19 protein-coding genes are annotated in these 19,946 nt (G+C 59.8%); 10 read left to right on the top strand and 9 right to left on the bottom strand.

Annotation, left to right across the window (positions count from 1 at the left end):
* The first annotated feature begins 21 nt into the window (after positions 1–21).
* The 4 genes from mdtD (at position 22) to yccS (ending at position 6,666) form a co-directional block, all read left to right on the top strand.
* Positions 22–1,449 carry a multidrug transporter subunit MdtD gene (mdtD, locus tag HBO05_RS18025; RefSeq protein WP_172313610.1) on the top strand — a complete coding sequence of 476 codons (1,428 nt, stop codon included), beginning with the start codon at positions 22–24 and terminating at the stop codon, positions 1,447–1,449.
* Positions 1,450–1,579: 130 nt separating this feature from the next.
* The gene (gene dbpA, locus HBO05_RS18030; protein ID WP_232545553.1) at positions 1,580–2,917 is read left to right on the top strand and encodes an ATP-dependent RNA helicase DbpA; all 1,338 of its coding nucleotides are present in this window, start codon (positions 1,580–1,582) and stop codon (positions 2,915–2,917) included.
* A gap of 163 nt (positions 2,918–3,080) precedes the next feature.
* Positions 3,081–4,259, top strand: a complete 1,179-nt coding sequence (locus HBO05_RS18035; RefSeq protein ID WP_169953653.1) for an NAD(P)/FAD-dependent oxidoreductase — start codon at positions 3,081–3,083, stop codon at positions 4,257–4,259.
* A gap of 223 nt (positions 4,260–4,482) precedes the next feature.
* Positions 4,483–6,666 (top strand): YccS family putative transporter, encoded by a 2,184-nt coding sequence (gene yccS, locus HBO05_RS18040; RefSeq protein ID WP_169953651.1) that lies wholly within the window; start codon positions 4,483–4,485, stop codon positions 6,664–6,666.
* An 87-nt stretch (positions 6,667–6,753) separates the two neighbouring features.
* Here yccS and HBO05_RS18045 read toward each other — a convergent pair whose 3' ends face one another.
* The gene (locus HBO05_RS18045) at positions 6,754–7,491 is read right to left on the bottom strand and encodes a transporter substrate-binding domain-containing protein (protein WP_169953649.1); all 738 of its coding nucleotides are present in this window, start codon (positions 7,489–7,491) and stop codon (positions 6,754–6,756) included.
* A gap of 255 nt (positions 7,492–7,746) precedes the next feature.
* Here HBO05_RS18045 and HBO05_RS18050 point away from each other — a divergent pair, with 255 nt between their 5' ends.
* On the top strand, positions 7,747–8,199 hold the full coding sequence (locus tag HBO05_RS18050) for a GNAT family N-acetyltransferase (protein WP_169953647.1): 453 nt from the start codon (positions 7,747–7,749) through the stop codon (positions 8,197–8,199).
* Positions 8,200–8,295: 96 nt separating this feature from the next.
* Here the strand turns inward: HBO05_RS18050 and HBO05_RS18055 are convergent, their stop codons facing one another.
* Genes HBO05_RS18055 through HBO05_RS18065 form a run of 3 tightly spaced genes read right to left on the bottom strand, consistent with a single transcriptional unit; the run spans position 8,296 to position 11,279 of the window.
* A complete protein-coding gene (locus HBO05_RS18055; RefSeq protein ID WP_170042176.1) occupies positions 8,296–8,592 on the bottom strand; it encodes a winged helix-turn-helix domain-containing protein in 297 nt (98 codons plus the stop codon).
* A 17-nt stretch (positions 8,593–8,609) separates the two neighbouring features.
* Positions 8,610–9,116: a M48 family metallopeptidase gene (locus HBO05_RS18060; protein WP_172313612.1), complete on the bottom strand. Its 507-nt coding sequence runs from the start codon at positions 9,114–9,116 to the stop codon at positions 8,610–8,612.
* Positions 9,117–9,158: 42 nt separating this feature from the next.
* Positions 9,159–11,279 (bottom strand): EAL domain-containing protein, encoded by a 2,121-nt coding sequence (locus HBO05_RS18065; RefSeq protein WP_169953642.1) that lies wholly within the window; start codon positions 11,277–11,279, stop codon positions 9,159–9,161.
* 319 nt (positions 11,280–11,598) lie between these two features.
* Between HBO05_RS18065 and HBO05_RS18070 the strand changes: the two genes are divergently transcribed.
* The 5 genes from HBO05_RS18070 to HBO05_RS18090 all read left to right on the top strand — a co-directional run bounded on the left by HBO05_RS18070 (position 11,599) and on the right by HBO05_RS18090 (position 15,578).
* Complete coding sequence (locus HBO05_RS18070) at positions 11,599–12,264, top strand: polysaccharide lyase family 7 protein (RefSeq protein ID WP_170042173.1); 666 nt, start codon at positions 11,599–11,601, stop codon at positions 12,262–12,264.
* A gap of 131 nt (positions 12,265–12,395) precedes the next feature.
* Positions 12,396–13,625 carry an alanine racemase gene (gene alr, locus HBO05_RS18075; RefSeq protein ID WP_169953638.1) on the top strand — a complete coding sequence of 410 codons (1,230 nt, stop codon included), beginning with the start codon at positions 12,396–12,398 and terminating at the stop codon, positions 13,623–13,625.
* A 318-nt stretch (positions 13,626–13,943) separates the two neighbouring features.
* The gene (locus HBO05_RS18080; protein WP_169953636.1) at positions 13,944–14,201 is read left to right on the top strand and encodes a hypothetical protein; all 258 of its coding nucleotides are present in this window, start codon (positions 13,944–13,946) and stop codon (positions 14,199–14,201) included.
* Positions 14,202–14,574: 373 nt separating this feature from the next.
* Positions 14,575–14,844: a hypothetical protein gene (locus HBO05_RS18085; protein WP_169953634.1), complete on the top strand. Its 270-nt coding sequence runs from the start codon at positions 14,575–14,577 to the stop codon at positions 14,842–14,844.
* A 272-nt stretch (positions 14,845–15,116) separates the two neighbouring features.
* On the top strand, positions 15,117–15,578 hold the full coding sequence (locus HBO05_RS18090; RefSeq protein WP_170057599.1) for a hypothetical protein: 462 nt from the start codon (positions 15,117–15,119) through the stop codon (positions 15,576–15,578).
* A gap of 119 nt (positions 15,579–15,697) precedes the next feature.
* On the opposite strand, the gene fba is transcribed toward HBO05_RS18090, so the two are convergent.
* The 5 genes from fba to epd all read right to left on the bottom strand — a co-directional run bounded on the left by fba (position 15,698) and on the right by epd (position 19,934).
* Positions 15,698–16,762, bottom strand: coding sequence for a class II fructose-bisphosphate aldolase (gene fba / locus HBO05_RS18095; protein WP_029297347.1), 1,065 nt, complete (start codon positions 16,760–16,762; stop codon positions 15,698–15,700).
* Positions 16,763–17,041: 279 nt separating this feature from the next.
* Positions 17,042–17,377 (bottom strand): MliC family protein, encoded by a 336-nt coding sequence (locus tag HBO05_RS18100; protein ID WP_169953630.1) that lies wholly within the window; start codon positions 17,375–17,377, stop codon positions 17,042–17,044.
* 60 nt (positions 17,378–17,437) lie between these two features.
* A complete protein-coding gene (locus tag HBO05_RS18105) occupies positions 17,438–17,659 on the bottom strand; it encodes a hypothetical protein (RefSeq protein WP_169953628.1) in 222 nt (73 codons plus the stop codon).
* A 29-nt stretch (positions 17,660–17,688) separates the two neighbouring features.
* A complete protein-coding gene (locus HBO05_RS18110) occupies positions 17,689–18,852 on the bottom strand; it encodes a phosphoglycerate kinase (RefSeq protein ID WP_057440234.1) in 1,164 nt (387 codons plus the stop codon).
* Positions 18,849–19,934, bottom strand: a complete 1,086-nt coding sequence (epd, locus tag HBO05_RS18115) for an erythrose-4-phosphate dehydrogenase (RefSeq protein WP_172313614.1) — start codon at positions 19,932–19,934, stop codon at positions 18,849–18,851. The genes HBO05_RS18110 and epd overlap by 4 nt, the downstream gene beginning before the upstream one ends.
* Between the last annotated feature and the right edge of the window lie 12 nt (positions 19,935–19,946).

Genomic DNA, 19,946 nt, shown 5'->3' on the forward strand with positions numbered 1-19,946 from the left:
CTGCTAACAAAAAGGGATCCCATGCCCAATCGTGTCGTGCTCGATGCCAAGACTGCCCGCTGGTTGCCCTGGGTGGTCGCGATTGCCTTCTTCATGCAGTCGCTCGACGGCACGATTCTCAACACGGCACTGCCCGCCATGGCCGAGGATCTGGCGGAAAACCCGCTGCGCATGCAGGGCGTGATCATCGCCTACATGCTCACCGTGGCCTTGCTGATCCCGGCCTCGGGCTGGATCGCCGACCGTTTCGGTACCAAGAAGATTTTCTTTGGCGCGATCATGCTGTTCAGCATCGGCTCGCTGCTGTGCGCCCTGTCCAGCAGCCTGACCATGCTGGTGGGCGCGCGGGTGATCCAGGGCCTGGGCGGTGCGCTGATGCTGCCGGTCGGCCGGCTGGTGGTGCTGCGCGCCTACCCGCGCTCGGAGCTGGTGCGGATCATGGGCTTTATCACCATCCCCGGCCTGCTCGGCCCCTTGCTCGGCCCGACCATGGGCGGCTGGATGGTGCAATACCTGACCTGGCACTGGATCTTCCTGATCAACCTGCCGGTAGGCATGATCGGCTGCTACGCCGTGTGGAAGTTCATCCCCGACCTGCGCGGCAGCGAGCGAACACGCTTCGACAGCCTGGGCTTTTTGCTGTTTGGCGCGGCGATGGTGCTGATCACCATTGCCATGGAAGGCCTGGGTGAGCTGCACCTGCCGCATTTGCGCGTGATGTTGCTGCTGTTCGGCGGCATGGCGTGCCTGGCGGCCTACTGGCTGCGCGCCGGGCATATCGAAAACCCACTGTTCTCGCCGGTGCTGTTCAAGACCCGGACCTTTGCCGTGGGCATTCTCGGCAACCTGTTCGCGCGCCTGGGCAGCGGCGCCCTGCCGTTCCTCGTACCGCTGTTGTTGCAGATCGCCCTGGGCTATTCGCCGTCCCAGGCGGGGATGAGCATGTTGCCCCTGGCGGCGGCGGCCATGCTCGCCAAGTCCATCGCCCGGCCGCTGATCGAACGCCTGGGCTATCGCATCGTGCTCACCGGCAACACCCTGGCGCTGGGGATCATGCTGGCGAGCATGGGTCTGGTCAGCGAGCAGACGCCGTACCCGCTGCTGCTGGCAATGCTCGCAGTGCTGGGGGCGATCAACTCCCTGCAATTTACCGCGATGAACACCGTGACCCTGATCGACCTCGACGACGCCCAGGCCAGCAGCGGCAACAGCCTGCTGTCGGTGGTGGCGCAACTGGCCCTGAGCCTGGGGGTGGCCTGCGCCGGTGCCCTGCTTGGCGGGTTTACTGCCCAAGCCGGTAACGATGGAGTCAATACGGTGCTTGAGGCATTCCAGTTGACGTTCCTCACCGTGGGCATCATGGCGATGCTGGCGGCGGCGATCTTCCTGCAATTGTCGCCAAAAGACGGCAAACGGGTGGTCAGCCGCGAGCACGACATTGAGCATTAAGCAGCGACTCGTCTAGAACTTGCAGGGAAATTCCCACGGGGCTGGTACACTGCGCGACATTTTGTTTTGCAGAGCCAGTCCCGTGACCACCATCGCCACCGCTTTTAATACTTTGCCGCTCTCCGCCGCCATGCTGGCTAACCTCGACTCGCTGGGTTATGCCGAGATGACGCAGATCCAGGCGCAAAGCTTGCCGGTGATCCTCAAGGGGCTGGACCTGATCGCCCAGGCCAAGACCGGCAGCGGCAAGACCGCTGCCTTTGGTATCGGCCTGCTGAACCCGATCAACCCGCGCTACTTCGGTTGCCAGGCCCTGGTGATGTGCCCGACCCGCGAGCTGGCAGACCAGGTGGCCAAGGAAATCCGCCGCCTGGCCCGCGCCGAAGACAACATCAAGGTGCTGACCCTGTGCGGCGGCGTGTCCCTCGGCCCGCAGATCGCCTCCCTGGAACATGGCGCCCACGTCATCGTCGGCACCCCTGGCCGCATCCAGCAACACCTGCGCAAGGGTTCGCTGGTGCTGGACGGCTTGAACACGCTGATCCTCGACGAGGCCGACCGCATGCTCGACATGGGTTTCTACGACGCCATCGAAGACATCATCAGCAAGACCCCGGCCCGTCGCCAGACCCTGCTGTTCTCGGCCACCTACCCGGTGAGCATCAAGCAACTGGCGTCCAAATTCATGCGCGCGCCGCAGCAGGTCAAGGCCGAAGCGTTCCACTCCGATGAGCAGATCGAGCAGCGTTTCTACGAAATCTCCCCGGAAGAACGCATGGACGCAGTGACCAAGGTGCTGTCGCACTTCCGTCCGGCCTCTTGCGTGGCCTTCTGCTTTACCAAGCAGCAAGTGCAGGAAACCGTGGATCACCTGACCGCCAAGGGCATTTCTGCGGTCGGCCTGCATGGCGACCTGGAACAGCGCGACCGTGACCAGGTGCTGGCAATGTTCGCCAACCGCAGTACTTCGGTACTGGTGGCCACCGACGTGGCGGCCCGCGGCCTGGACATCGACTCGCTGGACATGGTGATCAACGTCGAACTGGCCCGCGATTCGGAAATCCACATCCACCGCGTCGGCCGTACCGGTCGTGCCGGTGAGACCGGGATCGCCATCAGCCTGGTGGCACCGTCCGAGGCGCACCGCGCCCAGGCCATCGAACTGCTGCAAAAGGCCCCGCTGAACTGGGACCAACTGAGCAACCTCAAGTCCCAGGGCGGCGCGCCGCTGCTGCCGGTGATGAGCACGTTGTGCATTGCTGCCGGCCGTAAAGACAAGGTCCGCCCAGGTGACATCCTTGGCGCGCTGACCGGTGAAGCCGGGATTCCGGGCGCCCAGGTCGGCAAGATCGCGATCTTTGACTTCCAGGCCTACGTGGCGGTGGAGCGCAGCGTCGCCAAGCAGGCGTTGCAGCGCTTGAACGACGGCAAAATCAAGGGCCGTTCGTTGCGCGTACGGATCCTGTAAGCACACCGCGTTCCTGTTGAAGGAACCGAATCAATGTGGGAGCCGGGCTTGCCCGCGATGCAGGCGACTCGGTCTGACAGATTGACCGAGTTGATGCCATCGCAGGCAAGCCAGCTCCCACAGTTGATTGCATTTCAAATCAGGTTTTTGTGAGGACATTGCTGTGCGCTCGACCGAAGTTGTGATCATTGGCGCTGGCGCCGCAGGCTTGATGTGCGCGCTGACCGCCGCCGGGCGTGGGCGCAAGGTGATGCTGATCGACCATGCGAACAAGGCCGGCAAGAAGATCCTGATGTCCGGCGGTGGCCGCTGTAACTTCACCAACATGTACACCGAGCCGGCCAACTTCCTCTCGCACAATGCGCACTTCTGCAAATCCGCCCTGGCCCGCTACACCCAGTGGGATTTCATCGCCTTGGTGGCCAAGCATGGCGTGCCGTACCACGAGAAAAAACTCGGTCAGCTGTTCTGCGATAACAAATCCAGCGACATCCTCGGCATGCTGCTCGACGAATGCATCCAGACCGGCGTGAGCCTGCACCTGGACACCTCGATCCAGGAGATCGCCAGGCTCGACAGCGGCTACCAACTGCAAACCACCCTCGGCGAGTTGCGCTGCGAATCCCTAGTGATTGCCACCGGCGGCCTGTCGATTCCGACCCTGGGCGCCACCGGCTTTGGTTATCAGGTTGCCAGGCAGTTCGGTCATGAACTGCTGCCAACCCGCGCAGGCCTGGTGCCGTTTACCATCACCGATCAGCTCAAGGAGCTGTGTGGCGAGCTGTCCGGCACCTCGGTCGATTGCCTGGTCAGCTGCAACGAGCAGAGCTTTCGCGAGAACATTCTGTTTACCCATCGCGGCCTGAGCGGGCCGGCGATTTTGCAGATTTCCTCGTACTGGGAGCCCGGCGACACGGTTGAGATCAACCTGCTGCCCGACCACGACGCCCACGCCTGGCTGCAACAGCAACAGGCCGAGCGCCCCAACAGCGAGCTCAAGACCCTGCTGGGCGAGATCTTCACCAAGAAGATGGCCAACCTGCTGGCCGAGACGTGGTTTGTGTCCAAGCCGATGAAGCAGTACACCCACGCCGAGCTCGCGGACATCGCCACGCGGCTGGGCTGCTGGCAATTGGTCCCGGCCGGCACCGAAGGCTACCGCACCGCCGAAGTCACCCTGGGCGGGGTGGATACGCGGGAAGTGTCGTCCAAGACCATGGAATCGCTGAAAAGCCCCGGCCTGTATTTTATCGGCGAAGTGCTGGACGTGACCGGGCACCTGGGCGGCTTCAACTTCCAGTGGGCCTGGGCTTCGGGGTATGCGGCGGCGCAGTACGCCTGAACCAAGGATGTACTCGATCAAACTGTAGGAGCCGGTTTGCCGGCGATAGCGGTGTATCAGTGCCCCATTTGCCGGTTGACCCACCGCTATCGCCGGCAAGCCAGCTCCTACAGTTGATTGCGGTGCCTGGGATATTTTTTGCTTATGAATGTGATCGCCACGCTTGCCGTGGCGTCATTACTGGCTCAATTTAGCGGCATCGTCCCGGAAGACCCCAGACTTCATGTCCTCGACCTCGTTCAAGCAGTCCATGCGGCGCCTTTGGGCACTGGATAAGTTCAGTTACAGCGTACGGGTGTTTATCGCCCTCACCGGCAGCATGGCGCTGTGCTGGTATCAGGATGAAATGTCGCTGCTGATCCCGCTGTTCCTGGGGATTATCGCCAGCGCCCTGGCCGAGACCGATGACAGCTGGCAGGGCCGCCTCAATGCGCTGGCGGTAACGCTGGTGTGTTTCAGCGTGGCGGCGCTGTCGGTGGAGTTGCTGTTTCCCTACCCGTGGATTTTTGCCATCGCCATCGCCCTGGCGAGTTTTTGCCTGACCATGCTCGGCGCGTTGGGCGAGCGCTATGGCGCGATTGCCTCGGCCACCTTGATCCTGTCGGTCTACACCATGATCGGCGTGGACCAGCGCGGCGGTGCCGTCACCGACTTCTGGCACGAGCCTTTGCTGCTGGTGGCCGGTGCCGCCTGGTACGGCGCACTGTCGGTGCTGTGGCAGGCAATGTTTTCCAACCAGCCGGTGCAACAGAGCCTGGCCCGGCTGTTTCGCGAGCTGGGGCGTTACCTCAAGCTCAAGTCATCGTTGTTCGAGCCTATTCGCCAGCTGGACGTAGAAGCGCGGCGCCTGGAGCTGGCGCAACAAAATGGCCGGGTGGTGGCGGCGCTCAATGCGGCCAAGGAAATCATCCTGCACCGTGTCGGCAATGGCCGGCCGGGGTCCAAGGTCAGCCGCTACCTCAAGCTGTACTTCCTGGCCCAGGACATCCACGAGCGCGCCAGCTCCTCCCACTACCCCTACAACGCCCTGGCCGAGGCGTTCTTCCACAGCGATGTGCTGTTCCGCTGCCAGCGCCTGCTGCGCCAGCAAGGCAAGGCCTGCCAGGCCCTCGCCGAGTCGATCCAGTTGCGCCAGCCATTCGTCTACGACGACAGCTTCGCCGAGGCCCTGGGCGACCTGAACGCCTCCCTCGAACACCTGCGCATCCAGAGCAACCCGGCCTGGCGCGGGCTGCTGCGTTCGTTGCGCGCGCTGGCGGCCAACCTGTCGACCCTCGACCGCCTGCTCAGTGACGCCAGCAACCCCGACAGCCTGGCAGATGCCAGCGACAGCAGCCTGCTGGACCGTTCGCCGCGTAACCTCAAGGAAATGTGGACGCGCCTGCGTACCCAACTAACCCCGACTTCGCTGCTGTTCCGTCACGCCCTGCGCCTGCCGCTGGCGCTGAGTGTCGGCTACGGCATGGTGCATTTGATCCACCCGTCCCAGGGCTACTGGATCATCCTCACCACCCTGTTTGTCTGCCAGCCCAACTACGGCGCTACGCGGCGCAAGCTCGGCCAGCGGATCGTCGGCACAGCCATCGGCCTGACAGTGGCCTGGGCGCTGTTCGATCTGTTCCCCAGCCCCCTGGTGCAATCGATGTTCGCCATCGCCGCCGGGCTGGTGTTCTTTATCAACCGCACCACCCGCTACACCCTGGCCACTGCGGCCATTACCCTGATGGTGCTGTTCTGCTTCAACCAGGTGGGCGATGGCTACGGGCTGTTCCTGCCGCGCCTGTTCGATACCCTGCTCGGCAGCCTGATCGCCGGGCTGGCGGTGTTCCTGTTCCTGCCGGACTGGCAAGGCCGGCGCCTGAACAAAGTGCTGGCCAACACCCTGACCTGCAACAGCATCTACCTGCGCCAGATCATGCAGCAATATGCCGCCGGCAAGAGCGACGACCTGGCCTACCGCCTGGCCCGGCGCAATGCACACAACGCCGACGCCGCGCTGTCCACCACCCTGGCCAATATGCTGATGGAGCCTGGGCATTTCCGTAAGGAAGCCGACGTAGGCTTCCGCTTCCTGGTGCTGTCCCACACCTTGCTCAGTTACCTCTCGGGGCTTGGCGCGCACCGCGATACCCAACTGCCAGCAGACGTGCGCGAGCACCTGATCGAAGGCGCGGGCAAGACCCTCGCCACGAGCATCGACGAAATCGCCACGGGGCTGGCGAACAAGCAGCCGATCGCGGTGCAAAGCGATGCCGAGGAAGCGCTGGCGGTGGAGCTGGAGCAGATGCCGGATGAGATCGACGAAGCACAGCGCCTGGTGCAAACGCAGTTGGGGTTGATCTGTCGGCAGTTGGGGCCGCTGCGTACCTTGGCGGCGCATTTGATCAAGGAAACCAGTGCGGCTTAGGCCGTCATCGCAGGTGAGCCAGCGCCTACCTTTGAAATGCATTCCCATGTGGGAGCTGGCTTGCCTGCGATGAGGCCCTGAAGACCACTACATCCCATGCTGTTTGAGCAGTCGCGCATAACTGCCATCAACTTTCATCCGGGCAATCTCCCGATCAAACCCGGCAACAATCTGCTCATGCCTGGGGTTTTTCAGGCTGACCAGAATATGCAGGCTGTTCTCACTCAAGGGCTTAGGCAAAAACTCCACCGCACTGCGCACCCTGGGTGATTCCCGCGCCAGGTAAAAGCGCGCGACATATTCGTCCTCGACCGTCAGCCGCACCCGCCGGGCCGCGAGCATGCGCACGGCCATGGCGAAGTTATGCACCGGGACTTTTTGCAGTTGGGGATCGGCATCGAACTCGGCCGAATAGGCGTAGCCGCGTACCACGGCGACGGGATAGTCGTGCAGTTGCTGCAGGTTCTGGAACTCGATGGAATCGTCGCGGCGCTTGATGAAACGCACGCGGTTGAGCAGGTACTCGGCGGAAAACTGCCCCAACTGCGTGCGCGCCTCGTCGTACCAGGCATTGATCAGTACGTCATAACGCCCGTCGCCTACCCCCATCAGCGCCCGCGCCCAAGGCACCTGCTCGAAATCACTGGCATAGCCGGCACGCGCCAGGGCAGTGCTGACGATATCGGTGGCCAGGCCTCCATTGACCAGTGTCGCATCGGTAAACGGCGGCCACGCATCCGCCACCAGGCGCAAGCGTTCCGCGGCCACCGTGGGGGCCAGCAACAGCAATACGATCAAAGCAACGGCACGAGACAATCGCAGCATGCTTAATGTCCTTGCACAGCGGGCAGTTCCTTGCGGGCGATGACGCCTGGCGGGAATCCTTCCAGGTTCTGACTTTAGCTTATCGCTCGCGGTGTACCGCAGATTACACAAAGAACCCGGCCGCGAAAGCACTCAATGATGGCAAATTGACGCCACTCACAAAAAACGTGGTTTTGCAGGTGTTTGCACCACCGCCCAAGACAGTCGCCGGTCAGGGCATTACTATCCAGGCAGGTCTTTATGCGAGATGGAACGATGACTGTCGATTGGGTTTGCAAGCACCACAATGATCTGGGCAAGGAACAGCTCTACGCCATTTTGCGTCTGCGGGCAGCGGTGTTTGTGGTCGAGCAGAAATGCGTCTACCAGGATATCGATGACCAGGACCTGGAGGGCGATACCCACCACCTGATGGCCTGGCAGGACAATCAACTGGTGGCCTACCTGCGCCTGCTCGACCCGGAGCTGCACGGCGGCGACGTGGTGATCGGCCGCGTTCTGGTGGCCGAGGCTGCACGGGGTACCGGCCTGGGGCACGAGATGCTGGAGGAAACCCTCAAGCAGATCGACGATATCTGGCCGCAGACGCCGATCTTTCTCTCAGCCCAGGCGCATTTGCAGGGGTACTACGCAAGATACGGGTTCAAGGTCGAGGGGGAGGAATACCTGGAGGATGAAATTCCGCATATTGGGATGCGGCGCGCTTGAGATCGCCATCGCGGGCAAGCCCGCTCCCAAATTTGAACGCAATCAGCCTGTGGGAGCGGGCTTGCCCGCGATAGCGCCAGGCCTGCCAACCGAATTTCAGGGATAACCCAACACCTGCTTGACCTGCACCAGGTTGCGCTCGATCCAGCCGCGGTCAATCGCCCCCCAGTCGCGAATCCGATAGCGCCCGGCATGATTGCGGGCACCCTCTTCCTGCTCGAACTCACAGACGATATCCAGGTCCGCCAACGCGGCGATGGTGTCCTGCGCCGTGCGCCGGGGCATGCCGGTCACCTCGGTCAGCGCCGGGACGCTGCTGGCCAATTGGCTATCGATCAGGTACGCCACATACAGGCGGCGGTAGAAACTGCTCTTGGTCTTGCTGACATCCATGCTCGCTTCCTCTCGATTCAATCCCGCGCCGCGCCTAGCAAGTCGCGATAGGTCAGGTACACCCGCAGGTCGAATTCCACCTGGTGGTAGCCGGGCAACATGTATTCGCAAAGTTTATAGAACGCCTTGTTGTGGTCCGATTCCTTGAAGTGCGCCAGTTCGTGGACAACGATCATCTTCAGGAACTGCGGCGCCGCGTCCTTGAACAACGCGGCGATGCGGATCTCTTTCTTGGCCTTGAGATTGCCGCCCTGCACCCGCGAGATCGTGGTGTGCAGGCCCAGGGCGCGGTGGGTCAGGTCCAGGCGGTTGTCGAACAGCACTTTGTCGATGGCCGGCGCGTTGCGCAGGTGCTCCTGCTTCAGGGCCAGGGCGTAGCTGTACAACGCCTTGTCACTTTGCACCCCATGACGCTCGGGGTAGCGCTGTTGCAGGTAGTCGCCCAGTTGATCCTTGGCGATCATTTGGCGCACTTGCTCTTGCAGGGCGGCGGGATAGGCCTGGAGGTATTTCAACGCAGTCATGGGTTCGAACGGCAGGGGCGTGAGGCCGCCAGTGTAGCGAATTCAGCAAGGGCCTGCCCGTAGCGCGAAAAGCTGCGGCCACTGGCAAATATCCTCAGCCGTCAGGGGCGGGGCCACCAGCGGTCCCTGGATAAACTGGCAGCCATTGGCCTGCAGCCAGTGGCATTGCTCCAGGGTTTCCACACCTTCGGCGATCACCAGCAAGCCGAAGTGCCCGCACAGCTCGATAATGCTGCGGGCCAGCGCCGCCTCCCGCGGCGAGCCGAGCACGCGGGCGACCAGGCCGGGGTCGAGCTTGAGCGTGTCGAACTCCAGGTCACGCAGATGCGCCAGGGAGCAGTTGCCCGAACCAAAGTCATCCAAGGCTATGCGCACGCCCAGGCGCCGTAGCTGCTTGAGCTGCTTGATGGACTCTTCAATGTTGTGCATCAGGCTTTCTTCGGCGATTTCCACTTCCAGTTGTCGCCCGTGCAGCCCATGTCGCTCCAGTGCCTGCTGCAGTTGAGCCACCAGGTTGGGCATATTGAACTGGCTGCTGCTCAGGCTCACGCTGAGCACCCAGTCGTCACGCATGACTGGGGCCCAGGCCTGTCGCGCCAATGCCACCTGGTGGTAGATCCAACTGCTGAGCTGGCTAATCAACCGCGCCTCTTCCAGCAAGGGCAGGAACAACCCGGGCGGCACATCGCCAACACTGGGGTGCTGCCAGCGCAACAAGGCTTCGACCCCGCGCAAGTGCCCGTCCACCAGGGACACTTGGGGCTGGTACACCAACGTCACCTGCTTGTTGTCGATGGCCTCGCGCACACTGCTTTCTAGCATCAGGCGCGAGCGGGCCCGGCCGTTCATTTCCTGATCGTAATAGCGATATTGCTGACGCCCTGCCCGCTTGGCTTCGTACATGGCGATGTCGGCGGCGCGCAGCAGGCCAGTGAGATCGCGCCCGCAATCGGGGAAAGTGGCAATGCCGATACTGACCCCCAGCATCACTTCCAGGCCGTCTACCTGCTGGCAGATCGACACTCGCTCGATCAGTTGTTCGGCGAGCTTGGCGGCCTGCTCCGGGTATTGCAGTTCCAGCAACGCGACAAACTCATCCCCCCCGAGGCGGCCAAGAATGTCGCAACTGCGCAGGCACAGCTCCAACTGCTCCGAGACCCAGCGCAGCACCCGGTCGCCGGCGTCGTGCCCCACGGAATCATTGACCCGCTTGAAGCCGTCCAGGTCCATGTACAGCAGCACCGTGGCCAGCTCGCTGCGCTCGTTGCGCAGCAGGATCGTCTCCACGGTCTGGTAAAAACCCCGCCGGTTGAGCAGACCGGTGAGGGGGTCGGTGACGGCCTGGGACTCCAATTGCTGATGCAGGTGCCGTACTTGCGACATGTCCTGCACAGTCACCACCATGGCCTTCTGCTCGCGGGGCAAGGGCGCACAGGACATCGCCACCGGCAGTTGCTGGCCGGGCGCGGTACGCAGGATCGCATCGTGCAGGCGCCAGGTTTCGCCGCGCAGGTAGCCGGCGTATAGCTCGCAGCCGAACCAGTCGGGCATATGGGGTTTTTGCAGGTAGCCGAGGAACGCCCGGCCTTGCAGTTCATCCACCGTGGCATTGAGCAATCGCGAAATAGCCGGGTTGGCGTAGCTGATCACCCCGTCTTCGCCCACCACCAGGATGCCCTCGGCGGCGTTGTCGAGCACCGAGGCATTGAAGGCACGGGCCAGTTCCAGGTCATGACTCAAGCGCTGCAAGGCCCGCCGGTTGCGCTGATGCTCCAGCAGGGCCTGGACCTTGGGCTTGAGGATCTGCGGGTCGAATGGCTTGAACAGGTAGTCGATGGCACCGCTGGCATAGCCTTCCAGCACGGCGGCGGGCGATTGCTCATTGGCACTCAAGAAAATGATCGGAGTCATGCGGGTGCGCTGGCTGCCGCGCATCAAGCGCGCCACTTCGAAGCCGTCCATGCCCGGCATTCGCACATCCAGCAGCACCAGGTCGACGTCACGTTCGAGCAGCAGCCCCAGGGCTTCCTCGCCGGAAGCCGCCGTCACCACCTGCCAGTCGTCGCGCTGCAGGAGCGCGCGCATGCTGATCAGGTTTTCCGGGTAGTCATCGACCACCAGGAGCACTGAACAGCCGTCGGCCGGGGTTGGAACGGATTCCATGCTGCATCTCTTCCTTGAGGGTTCATTCCGGTCATTTTTGCGACAAAACCGGACACTTAATGTGGAGTCACTCTAGCCCTGGATCCAATAAAGCAGAAGGCGCGACGATGCCATCATTGCGCCAAAAGGCCACACAACCGACTAACGGTCAGCGCCTACAGCCCACGGACTACGGGAAAGATGGCTTTTTGACAGACTATTGACGCCAATAAACCGCCTAAAACTTGTTAACAAACAGTTACCAGCCGCTTATAAAGAACGCGCCAATCCACGGGCCAAAGCCTTTTGACCCTTCTTTCGTACAGTAAAGGCGCACCCCATGATTGATCTGTCCACCTGGAACCTGAGCATCCCTGTTGGCACCCCGCCAGCCACCATCGACACCCCCAAGCTGCTCAGTGGTTTCAAAGGCAAATACTTCCAGGCCGAAGGCAGCAGCGTGCAATTCTGGTCCCCGGTGACCGGTACCCGTACCGAAAACGCCATCTACCCGCGCAGCGAACTGCGGGAAACCTATGCCGACGGCCGGCTGCGCAACTGGACCTATCCCGAAGCCGACAATTACCTGCGCGCCACCCTGGCCATCAACCAGGTGCCCTCTTCGGGCAAGATCGTGATCGGCCAGATTCACGCCTATGACAGCCAGAAACCGCTGGTCAAAGTCGAATACCAGTACAAGGAAAAAACCCAGACCGGCAACATCGTCGCCAAGGTGCGCATGCGCCCGGACGACAGCAAGGGCCGGGTAATTATCGTGGCCGAGAATGTGCCCCTGGGGCGCAACTTCACCTACGTCATTCACCTGAACAAAGCTGGCTTGTTGAGCATCGAGGCGGCCAACGGCCAATGGAACGAACGCCTCGGCGCGGCCTGGGGCAAAAAGCCGTTGTACTTCAAGGCCGGTGTGTACGTGCAAGACAACAGTGGCGACAGCAAAGAGGGCGGCAAAGTGACGTTTGCCAAGCTGGATATCGATCACAACTGACAGTCTGATCATTCTCACGACGCTTTAGGACAGAACCGCGACCCTGGGTCTCGACTTTCTTGTAGGACAATTCGAGTATGGCGCCGCGCACGCGCAATGCTTACCTATAAGAAAGTCATGGAGACTCATCAATGCCCTTCACTCGCACCCTACTCGCCCTGTCCATGGGCATGGTTCTGCTGCAAAACCCGGCCTTCGCGGCCCCGCCGTTGTCGATGACCGACGGGGTGGCCCAGGTCAATATCCAGGACAGCAACGCCTGGGTTGAGATCAGCAAAGCCGCGTTTGAACACAACATCCGCACCCTGCAAACCAGCCTCGCCGATAAGTCGAAAATCTGCGCCGTGCTCAAGGCCGACGCCTACGGCCACGGCATTGGCCTGCTGATGCCATCGGTGATCAAGCTCGGCGTGCCTTGCGTGGGCGTGGCCAGCAATGAAGAAGCCCGCGTGGTACGCGAAAGCGGCTTCAAGGGCCAACTGATCCGCGTGCGCACCGCCGCCCTCAGCGAACTGGAAGCGGCGCTGCCATACAACGTCGAAGAGCTGGTGGGCAACCTCGACTTCGCCGTGCGCGCCAGCCTGATCGCCGAGCATCACGGCCGCCCGCTGGTGGTGCACCTGGGCCTGAACTCCAGTGGCATGAGCCGCAACGGCGTGGAAATGACCACCGCCCAGGGCCGCCGCGACGCCGTAGCCATCACCAAGGTGCCAAACCTGGAGGTGAAGGCGATCATGACCCACTTCGCCGTCGAAGACGCCGCCGACGTACGCGCCGGCCTCAAGGCCTTCAACGAGCAGGCCAACTGGCTGATCAACGTCGCCCAACTGGACCGCAGCAAAATCACCCTGCACGCCGCCAACTCCTTCGCCACCCTGGAAGTGCCCGAGTCCCGCCTGGACATGGTGCGCCCCGGCGGCCTGCTGTTCGGCGACACCGTGCCGTCGTTTACCGAATACAAACGAGTGATGCAGTTCAAATCCCACGTGGCTTCGGTCAACAGCTACCCCAAGGGCAACACCGTCGGCTATGACCGCACCTACACCCTGGCGCGTGATTCGAAACTGGCGAACATCACCGTGGGCTATTCCGACGGCTATCGCCGGGCGTTCACCAACAAAGGCATCGTGCTGATCAATGGCCATCGCGTGCCGGTGGTGGGCAAGGTGTCGATGAACACGCTGATGGTGGATGTGACGGACGTGCCGACCGTGAAGAGCGGCGATGAGGTGGTGTTGTTTGGCAAGCAGGGGAATGTGCAGACGACCCAGGCGGAGGTAGAGGATATTAACGGGGCGTTGTTGGCGGACCTTTATACGGTGTGGGGTAATTCCAATCCCAAGGTTCTTGTCGATCAATAAACTACAGCAACCCTGTGGGTTGATACTTTCAAATCCTGCCCACAAAAAACCCGCATCTCTGCGGGTTTTTTATTAATACCTAAAGCTTAGTTAACCCTGTTATTAATTTTAAATACCACTTCAAATTTACCGCTCTCACACAACTTACATTTCCTAATAACAACCATTCCAAAAAAATCTAAAAAACTGTCATTTCTTACAGATGAAAGCAACAGTTAACGCCCCTATCATTCTCCTCGCACCACCCAGGAAGGGTGAAGCTGGAAACCGGGATTTATCTAATTCACCCACCAACTTTATTTAATAAAGGAATATGCAATGACCATTTCAATCAACTATGCACAAAGCACTTCAACCGGGACCATTACCGTCGGTGGTACAGGCGCAGCACCAAATACTGTTCTAAACGTACAGCAAGCCAACACCGGATATCTCTATGGGCAAATGACCTCAAGTTATGATGGTAGTTTTGCTGGAACATTTGCAGGTGTACCTTCAGGCACACGACAAGACTTGACGATCTACGATACAACCATCGGTCGATACACGCCTTACTATTATGTAGACGTCCGATAAGAAGCATCCCTCTGAGCACTATAAAAGCAACCGAAGGAAGCTTGCTCAAACATCGCTACAAAAAAGCCCGCGTCGCTGCGGGCTTTTTCCATTGAGGATAAAGGGGACGGATCTTTTTTGGCACCATTTTTACTGCTATACGTCTACCCGATTACACGGGCGTGGGAGGATCGATGCCCAATCTGGCCAGAGTTGCATTGCCTAAAAACCCGCATCAGATGGTCCAGCGCAGCCATAACAAACAGATCTTATTAACCACAAGTGCAATCACGAAAAAATATAAAAAAGCCACCAATACTGTGAGATTTCACAGTAGAGACAGTTATAAAAAAAACTACCTTAAGGACTCAGATCAATCCAGATGAGAAAAATCATGAAAAACTCAATCCTTACGAAGTTATTAAATTCAGGAAAAAACCTCACCCCGGCAGCTTTCCTTGCTTGCACCCTAGCGGTGTCTGCTCCAGCCCATGCACAGGAGGATACATACATATGCAATATATCGTTACCTGGCAACCCAATTTCAACTGTCAAAGCAACGTCTGCAAGTGAGGCAGAAAAAAAAGTAAAAGCGGAAATGGCGGGCACCGCCCAAAAAATTTACGGCATAACATCCCTTAATGTTACTTGCGTAAAAAAGTGAACAAGCCATAACGATAAAGAGGGTAAAGGGGACGGATCTGTTAGATTCCATAGAGTACTGACGCCCCATAAGGGTGGGTTAGTTAAATAGATCTGTCCCCATTATCGATATTCTTCCATTTTATCCTCAATAGCGAAAGAGTCTAAAGACTGCAGCTTTTGACAGGTTTAACTTGGTTTTTGTTGGTTTATTTTTGTTGTGTGGTCTTTGGTGATTAAGGATGAGCCACAAAGTGTGTTTATTTCGCTAACATTTAGGTGAGGTTTAAAGTCATGGAATATAATTTTGTACAAGCACCACATGTAGGCACTGCAACTGCAAGGGCTTTGGCTCACCGGGACTTTCTTAAAAATCCTGAAGACTCGACAAAGAAACTTTTTATATCTCTTGGGGGTTGGACACCGGAAGACCCTTTATCTTATGAAGAGACACAAGTGCTTCAGCAGCATGACCAACAATGGGCTGAATTTACTAATCATCATTACTTCTTTGAAGAAACCATCTCAGATGCTCAAAGAATCAGTTATATAGTCGGGCATCGCGGTGGAGACGAGTTTCCAGGCGTTACAGGCGCCGCTAATTATGAGGAACTGGCATCTGGGGTCTTGTCGCAATTAAGAGCCGGTACTTATAAACGAGGAAGTGGTGCTGCATATTCCTTGGATGATTTTGAAAAAAATGTGAAGGCGAGCAATAAAAGCAAGTTGAAATCAGGATGGTTGCGAAAAGAATGATTTTGCTGCGGTTTCGCCTTGCGTTGCCAGGTGTTTCACGCATCTATAAAAAACCCGCAGGAATCAGGCTGCGTTTTCACACAGCCTGAAGAGGCGGGTTTTTTATTAACACCTGAAGCTTAGTTAACCTTGGCGTTCAACTCACCTTTCAAGTACCGCTGGTACATCGCTTCCAACGACACAGGCTTGATCTTCGAAGCATTACCGGCAGTACCGAACGCTTCGTAACGCGCGATACATACATCACGCATCGCAGTCACAGTGGCACCGAAGAACTTACGCGGGTCGAACTCGCTCGGGTTGGTGGCCATCAGGCGACGCATCGCACCGGTGGAAGCCAGGCGCAGGTCGGTGTCGATGTTGACCTTGCGCACGCCGTGCTTGATGCCTTCGACGATTTCTTCAACCGGTACGCCGTAGGTTTCTTTGATGTCGCCGCCGTACTGGTTGATGATCGCCAGCCACTCTTGCGGTACCGAGGAAGAACCGTGCATCACCAGGTGGGTGTTGGGGATGCGTTTGTGGATTTCCTTGATGCGGTCGATGGCCAGTACGTCGCCAGTCGGTGGCTTGGTGAACTTGTAGGCGCCATGGCTGGTGCCGATGGCGATGGCCAGGGCATCGACCTGGGTGCGCTTGACGAAGTCAGCGGCTTCTTCGGGGTCGGTCAGCATCTGGCTGTGATCCAGCACGCCTTCGGCGCCGATGCCGTCTTCTTCACCGGCCATGCCGGTTTCCAGGGAACCCAGGCAGCCCAGCTCACCTTCTACCGACACACCGCAGGCGTGAGCCAGGGCGACGGTTTGTTGGGTGACACGCACGTTGTAGTCGTAGTCGGTCGGGGTCTTGCCGTCTTCACCGAGGGAGCCGTCCATCATTACCGAGCTGAAGCCCAGTTGGATCGAGCGCTGGCACACGTCAGGGCTGGTGCCGTGGTCCTGGTGCATGCACACCGGGATGTGTGGGAATTCTTCGATTGCCGCAAGGATCAGGTGACGCAGGAACGGCGCACCGGCGTATTTGCGGGCACCGGCCGAAGCCTGGACGATCACTGGGGAGTCGGTCTTGTCAGCGGCTTCCATGATGGCGCGCATCTGCTCAAGGTTGTTGACGTTAAAGGCTGGGACGCCGTAGCCGAACTCGGCTGCGTGGTCCAGCATTTGACGCATGCTGATAAGTGCCATTGTGTTGTCTCTCCCGGTCGAGGGTCGTTAATCGTGCAAGCCTGCCGTAGCGGCGGCTGCTATTCAAGTTATTGCAGATCAAGGCGTTGAGCCTTGGCCTGCTGAATCGTTATTGCTACTGGGGCTGACCCAAATTCCAATCTGGAACCGAATCATGTGGGAGCTGGCTTGCCTGCGATCGCGGTGTGCCAGACACCGAATTCGCCAACTGCGCCACCGCTTTCGCGGGCAAGCCCGCTCCCACATTTGGATATCATTTATGTTGAGACCGTGTTCTTTCTATTGGGCCTTGCAGCCCCGGCCGATCAAATCATCGGTGGCCACCCAGTAAACCAGGCCTTCCTCACCTTTGGTGTGAAACGCCAGCCGTTCATTGCTGTACAGCGCGCCGGAGGCCGCCACGTCTTCCTTGAGGCGATAGACCTGGTCGGAGCCGCCGAGGCGCACATCCACCTGCTTGTGGTCGGTATCGACAAACCGCCAGTTCACCTGGGCCTGGCTGTCGCATACCCAGGTGGTCCATGGTGCTTGCTGCGGTTGTGCCTTGTTGAACATGTTCAGGTTGGCACAACCGGCCAGTAGAGCCAGTGCTGCCAGGGCGATAACGCCTTTCATTGCCAATCCTCGAACGGCGGCCTGGGGCCGCCACTGCTGTCGGTTAGTGAATCAGACCCATCAAGGGCAACCCTGTTCCTTACCTTTGGGCGGGGAGTCGTATTTCTCCAGCCCGTCGGGCCCTATGCGCTTGCTGATCACCGGCATGGTTTCAGCCTGCCAGTCGGCCTGGTAGCAGCCCTTGTGCGGCGCAGCCCCCGGTGCCTCTGGCGGCGCCTTGGGCGCGCTGCCGCAGCCGGCCAACAGGCCTGCTGCAATCACCAGCGCGAATGGCTTGATCATGGGAATGCTCCTTTTCCAGACCGCAGGCCTCAGCCCTTGGCTCGACTTTCCAGCACTTCAACGGCTGGCAGCACCTTGCCTTCGACGAACTCAAGGAACGCGCCACCACCGGTAGAAATGTAGGAGATCTGCTCAGCAACGCCATATTTATCGATGGCCGCCAGGGTGTCGCCACCGCCGGCAATGGAGAACGCCGAACTTTCGGCAATTGCCTTGGCCAGTACTTTGGTGCCGTTGCCGAACTGGTCGAACTCGAACACACCCACCGGGCCATTCCACAGGATAGTCCGGGAGGCTTTCAGCAGCTCAGCGAAGTTCGCTGCAGTTTGTGGGCCGATGTCCAGGATCATGTCGTCTGCCGCCACGTCGGCGATCAGCTTGACGGTCGCTTCGGCGCTTTCAGCGAATTCCTTGGCCACTACCACGTCCACCGGCAGTGGCACGCTGACCTTGGCCGCGATGGCGCGGGCAGTGTCCAGCAGGTCCGGCTCGTACAGGGATTTGCCTACCGGATGGCCAGCAGCCGCCAGGAAGGTGTTGGCAATGCCGCCGCCAACGATCAACTGGTTGCAGATCTGGCTCAGGCTGTTGAGCACGTCCAGCTTGGTCGACACCTTGGAGCCCGCCACGATGGCGGCCATTGGCTGGGCCGGTGCGCCCAGGGCCTTGCCCAGTGCGTCCAGCTCGGCAGCCAGCAACGGGCCAGCAGCGGCCACCTTGGCGAACTTGGCTACGCCATGGGTCGAACCCTCGGCGCGGTGCGCGGTGCCGAACGCATCCATCACGAACACGTCACACAGCGCAGCATATTGCTGGGCCAGTTCGTCGCTGTTCTTTTTCTCGCCCTTGTTGAAACGCACGTTTTCGAACAGCACGATGTCGCCGGCCTTGACGTCGACGCCGCCCAGGTAATCAGCCACCAGCGGCACTTCGCGGCCCAGGGCCTTGCTCAGGTAATCGGCTACAGGCTTGAGGCTATTTTCGGCGGAGAACTCACCTTCGGTCGGACGACCCAAGTGGGAGCAGACCATTACGGCCGCGCCTTTTTCCAGGGCCAGCTTGATGGTCGGCAGCGAGGCAAGGATGCGCGCATCGCTGGTGACCACACCGTCCTTGACTGGGACGTTGAGGTCTTCGCGGATCAGTACGCGCTTACCTTGCAGATCGAGGTCGGTCATCTTCAACACGGTCATGGTCGCAGTTCCTGAATTGCTTGATTTTGAAAGGCTGATTTTGCAGAAGCGATGTGCAGATAATGTTCCGCAACATCCAGCATGCGGTTGGCAAAGCCCCATTCGTTATCGAACCAGGCCAGGATATTCACCAGCCTCGGGCCGGAAACACGGGTCTGGCTGGCATCGACGATGGCCGAATGCGGGTCATGGTTGAAATCACAACTGGCGTGGGGCAACTCGGTGTAGGCCAACAGGCCTCTGAGCGGGCCGCTGGTGGCGGCGTCGCGCAAGATCCGGTTGACCTCGCCAGCATCGGTGTCACTGACGGTTTGCATGGTGATATCCAGGCACGACACGTTCACCGTCGGCACGCGCACTGCTTTGGCCTGGATTCGCCCGGCAAGTTCCGGCAGCAGGCGTTCGATACCGCGGGCCAGGCCGGTGGACACCGGAATCACCGACTGGAACGCCGAACGGGTGCGGCGCAGGTCTTCATGGTGGTAGGCGTCAATCACCGGCTGGTCGTTCATCGCCGAGTGAATGGTAGTGATCGACACATATTCCAGGCCAATCGCCTGGTCCAGCAGACGCAACAGCGGCACGCCGCAGTTGGTGGTGCAGGAGGCGTTGGACACCAGCAACTCGTCACCGGTCAGGCAGTCCTGGTTGACGCCGTAGACGATGGTGGCGTCGACATCCGCCTCGCTGGCCATCGGCTGGGAAAACAGCACGCGCGGCGCACCGGCGTCGAGGAATCGCTGGCCATCGGCACGGGTGTGGTAGGCACCGGAGCATTCCAGTACCAGGTCGACGCCCAGCGCCGCCCAGTCGATGCCCTCGGGCGTGGCACTGCGCAAAACTTTCACGCAGTTGCCATTGATATGCAGACAATCGCCGTCGATCCGCACTTCGCCGGGGAACCGGCCGTGGGTGGAGTCGAAGCGTGTCAGGTATTCGATGCTGGCCATGTCGGCCAGATCGTTGATTGCGACAATTTCAAACCCGGCCGCCGCCCCTCGCTCGAACAGCGCACGCAAGACGCAACGACCAATCCGGCCGTAGCCGTTGAGTGCAACTTTGTAGGGACGGGGTTCAGGCATGGGGTTCTCGAT

The organism is Pseudomonas sp. WS 5079 (assembly GCF_012985465.1).
GTDB lineage: Bacteria > Pseudomonadota > Gammaproteobacteria > Pseudomonadales > Pseudomonadaceae > Aquipseudomonas.

Excerpts from the sequence above, each read along its gene's own strand:
- mdtD (WP_172313610.1), top strand. The coding sequence starts at position 22 with ATGCCCAATCGTGTCGTGCTCGATGCCAAGACTGCCCGCTGGTTGCCC.
- dbpA (WP_232545553.1), top strand. The coding sequence starts at position 1,580 with ATGCTGGCTAACCTCGACTCGCTGGGTTATGCCGAGATGACGCAGATC.
- yccS (WP_169953651.1), top strand. The coding sequence starts at position 4,483 with ATGTCCTCGACCTCGTTCAAGCAGTCCATGCGGCGCCTTTGGGCACTG.
- HBO05_RS18045 (WP_169953649.1), bottom strand. The coding sequence starts at position 7,491 with ATGCTGCGATTGTCTCGTGCCGTTGCTTTGATCGTATTGCTGTTGCTG.
- HBO05_RS18050 (WP_169953647.1), top strand. The coding sequence starts at position 7,747 with ATGACTGTCGATTGGGTTTGCAAGCACCACAATGATCTGGGCAAGGAA.
- HBO05_RS18055 (WP_170042176.1), bottom strand. The coding sequence starts at position 8,592 with ATGGATGTCAGCAAGACCAAGAGCAGTTTCTACCGCCGCCTGTATGTG.
- HBO05_RS18060 (WP_172313612.1), bottom strand. The coding sequence starts at position 9,116 with ATGACTGCGTTGAAATACCTCCAGGCCTATCCCGCCGCCCTGCAAGAG.
- HBO05_RS18065 (WP_169953642.1), bottom strand. The coding sequence starts at position 11,279 with ATGGAATCCGTTCCAACCCCGGCCGACGGCTGTTCAGTGCTCCTGGTG.
- HBO05_RS18070 (WP_170042173.1), top strand. The coding sequence starts at position 11,599 with ATGATTGATCTGTCCACCTGGAACCTGAGCATCCCTGTTGGCACCCCG.
- alr (WP_169953638.1), top strand. The coding sequence starts at position 12,396 with ATGCCCTTCACTCGCACCCTACTCGCCCTGTCCATGGGCATGGTTCTG.
- HBO05_RS18080 (WP_169953636.1), top strand. The coding sequence starts at position 13,944 with ATGACCATTTCAATCAACTATGCACAAAGCACTTCAACCGGGACCATT.
- HBO05_RS18085 (WP_169953634.1), top strand. The coding sequence starts at position 14,575 with ATGAAAAACTCAATCCTTACGAAGTTATTAAATTCAGGAAAAAACCTC.
- HBO05_RS18090 (WP_170057599.1), top strand. The coding sequence starts at position 15,117 with ATGGAATATAATTTTGTACAAGCACCACATGTAGGCACTGCAACTGCA.
- fba (WP_029297347.1), bottom strand. The coding sequence starts at position 16,762 with ATGGCACTTATCAGCATGCGTCAAATGCTGGACCACGCAGCCGAGTTC.
- HBO05_RS18100 (WP_169953630.1), bottom strand. The coding sequence starts at position 17,377 with ATGAAAGGCGTTATCGCCCTGGCAGCACTGGCTCTACTGGCCGGTTGT.
- HBO05_RS18105 (WP_169953628.1), bottom strand. The coding sequence starts at position 17,659 with ATGATCAAGCCATTCGCGCTGGTGATTGCAGCAGGCCTGTTGGCCGGC.
- HBO05_RS18110 (WP_057440234.1), bottom strand. The coding sequence starts at position 18,852 with ATGACCGTGTTGAAGATGACCGACCTCGATCTGCAAGGTAAGCGCGTA.
- epd (WP_172313614.1), bottom strand. The coding sequence starts at position 19,934 with ATGCCTGAACCCCGTCCCTACAAAGTTGCACTCAACGGCTACGGCCGG.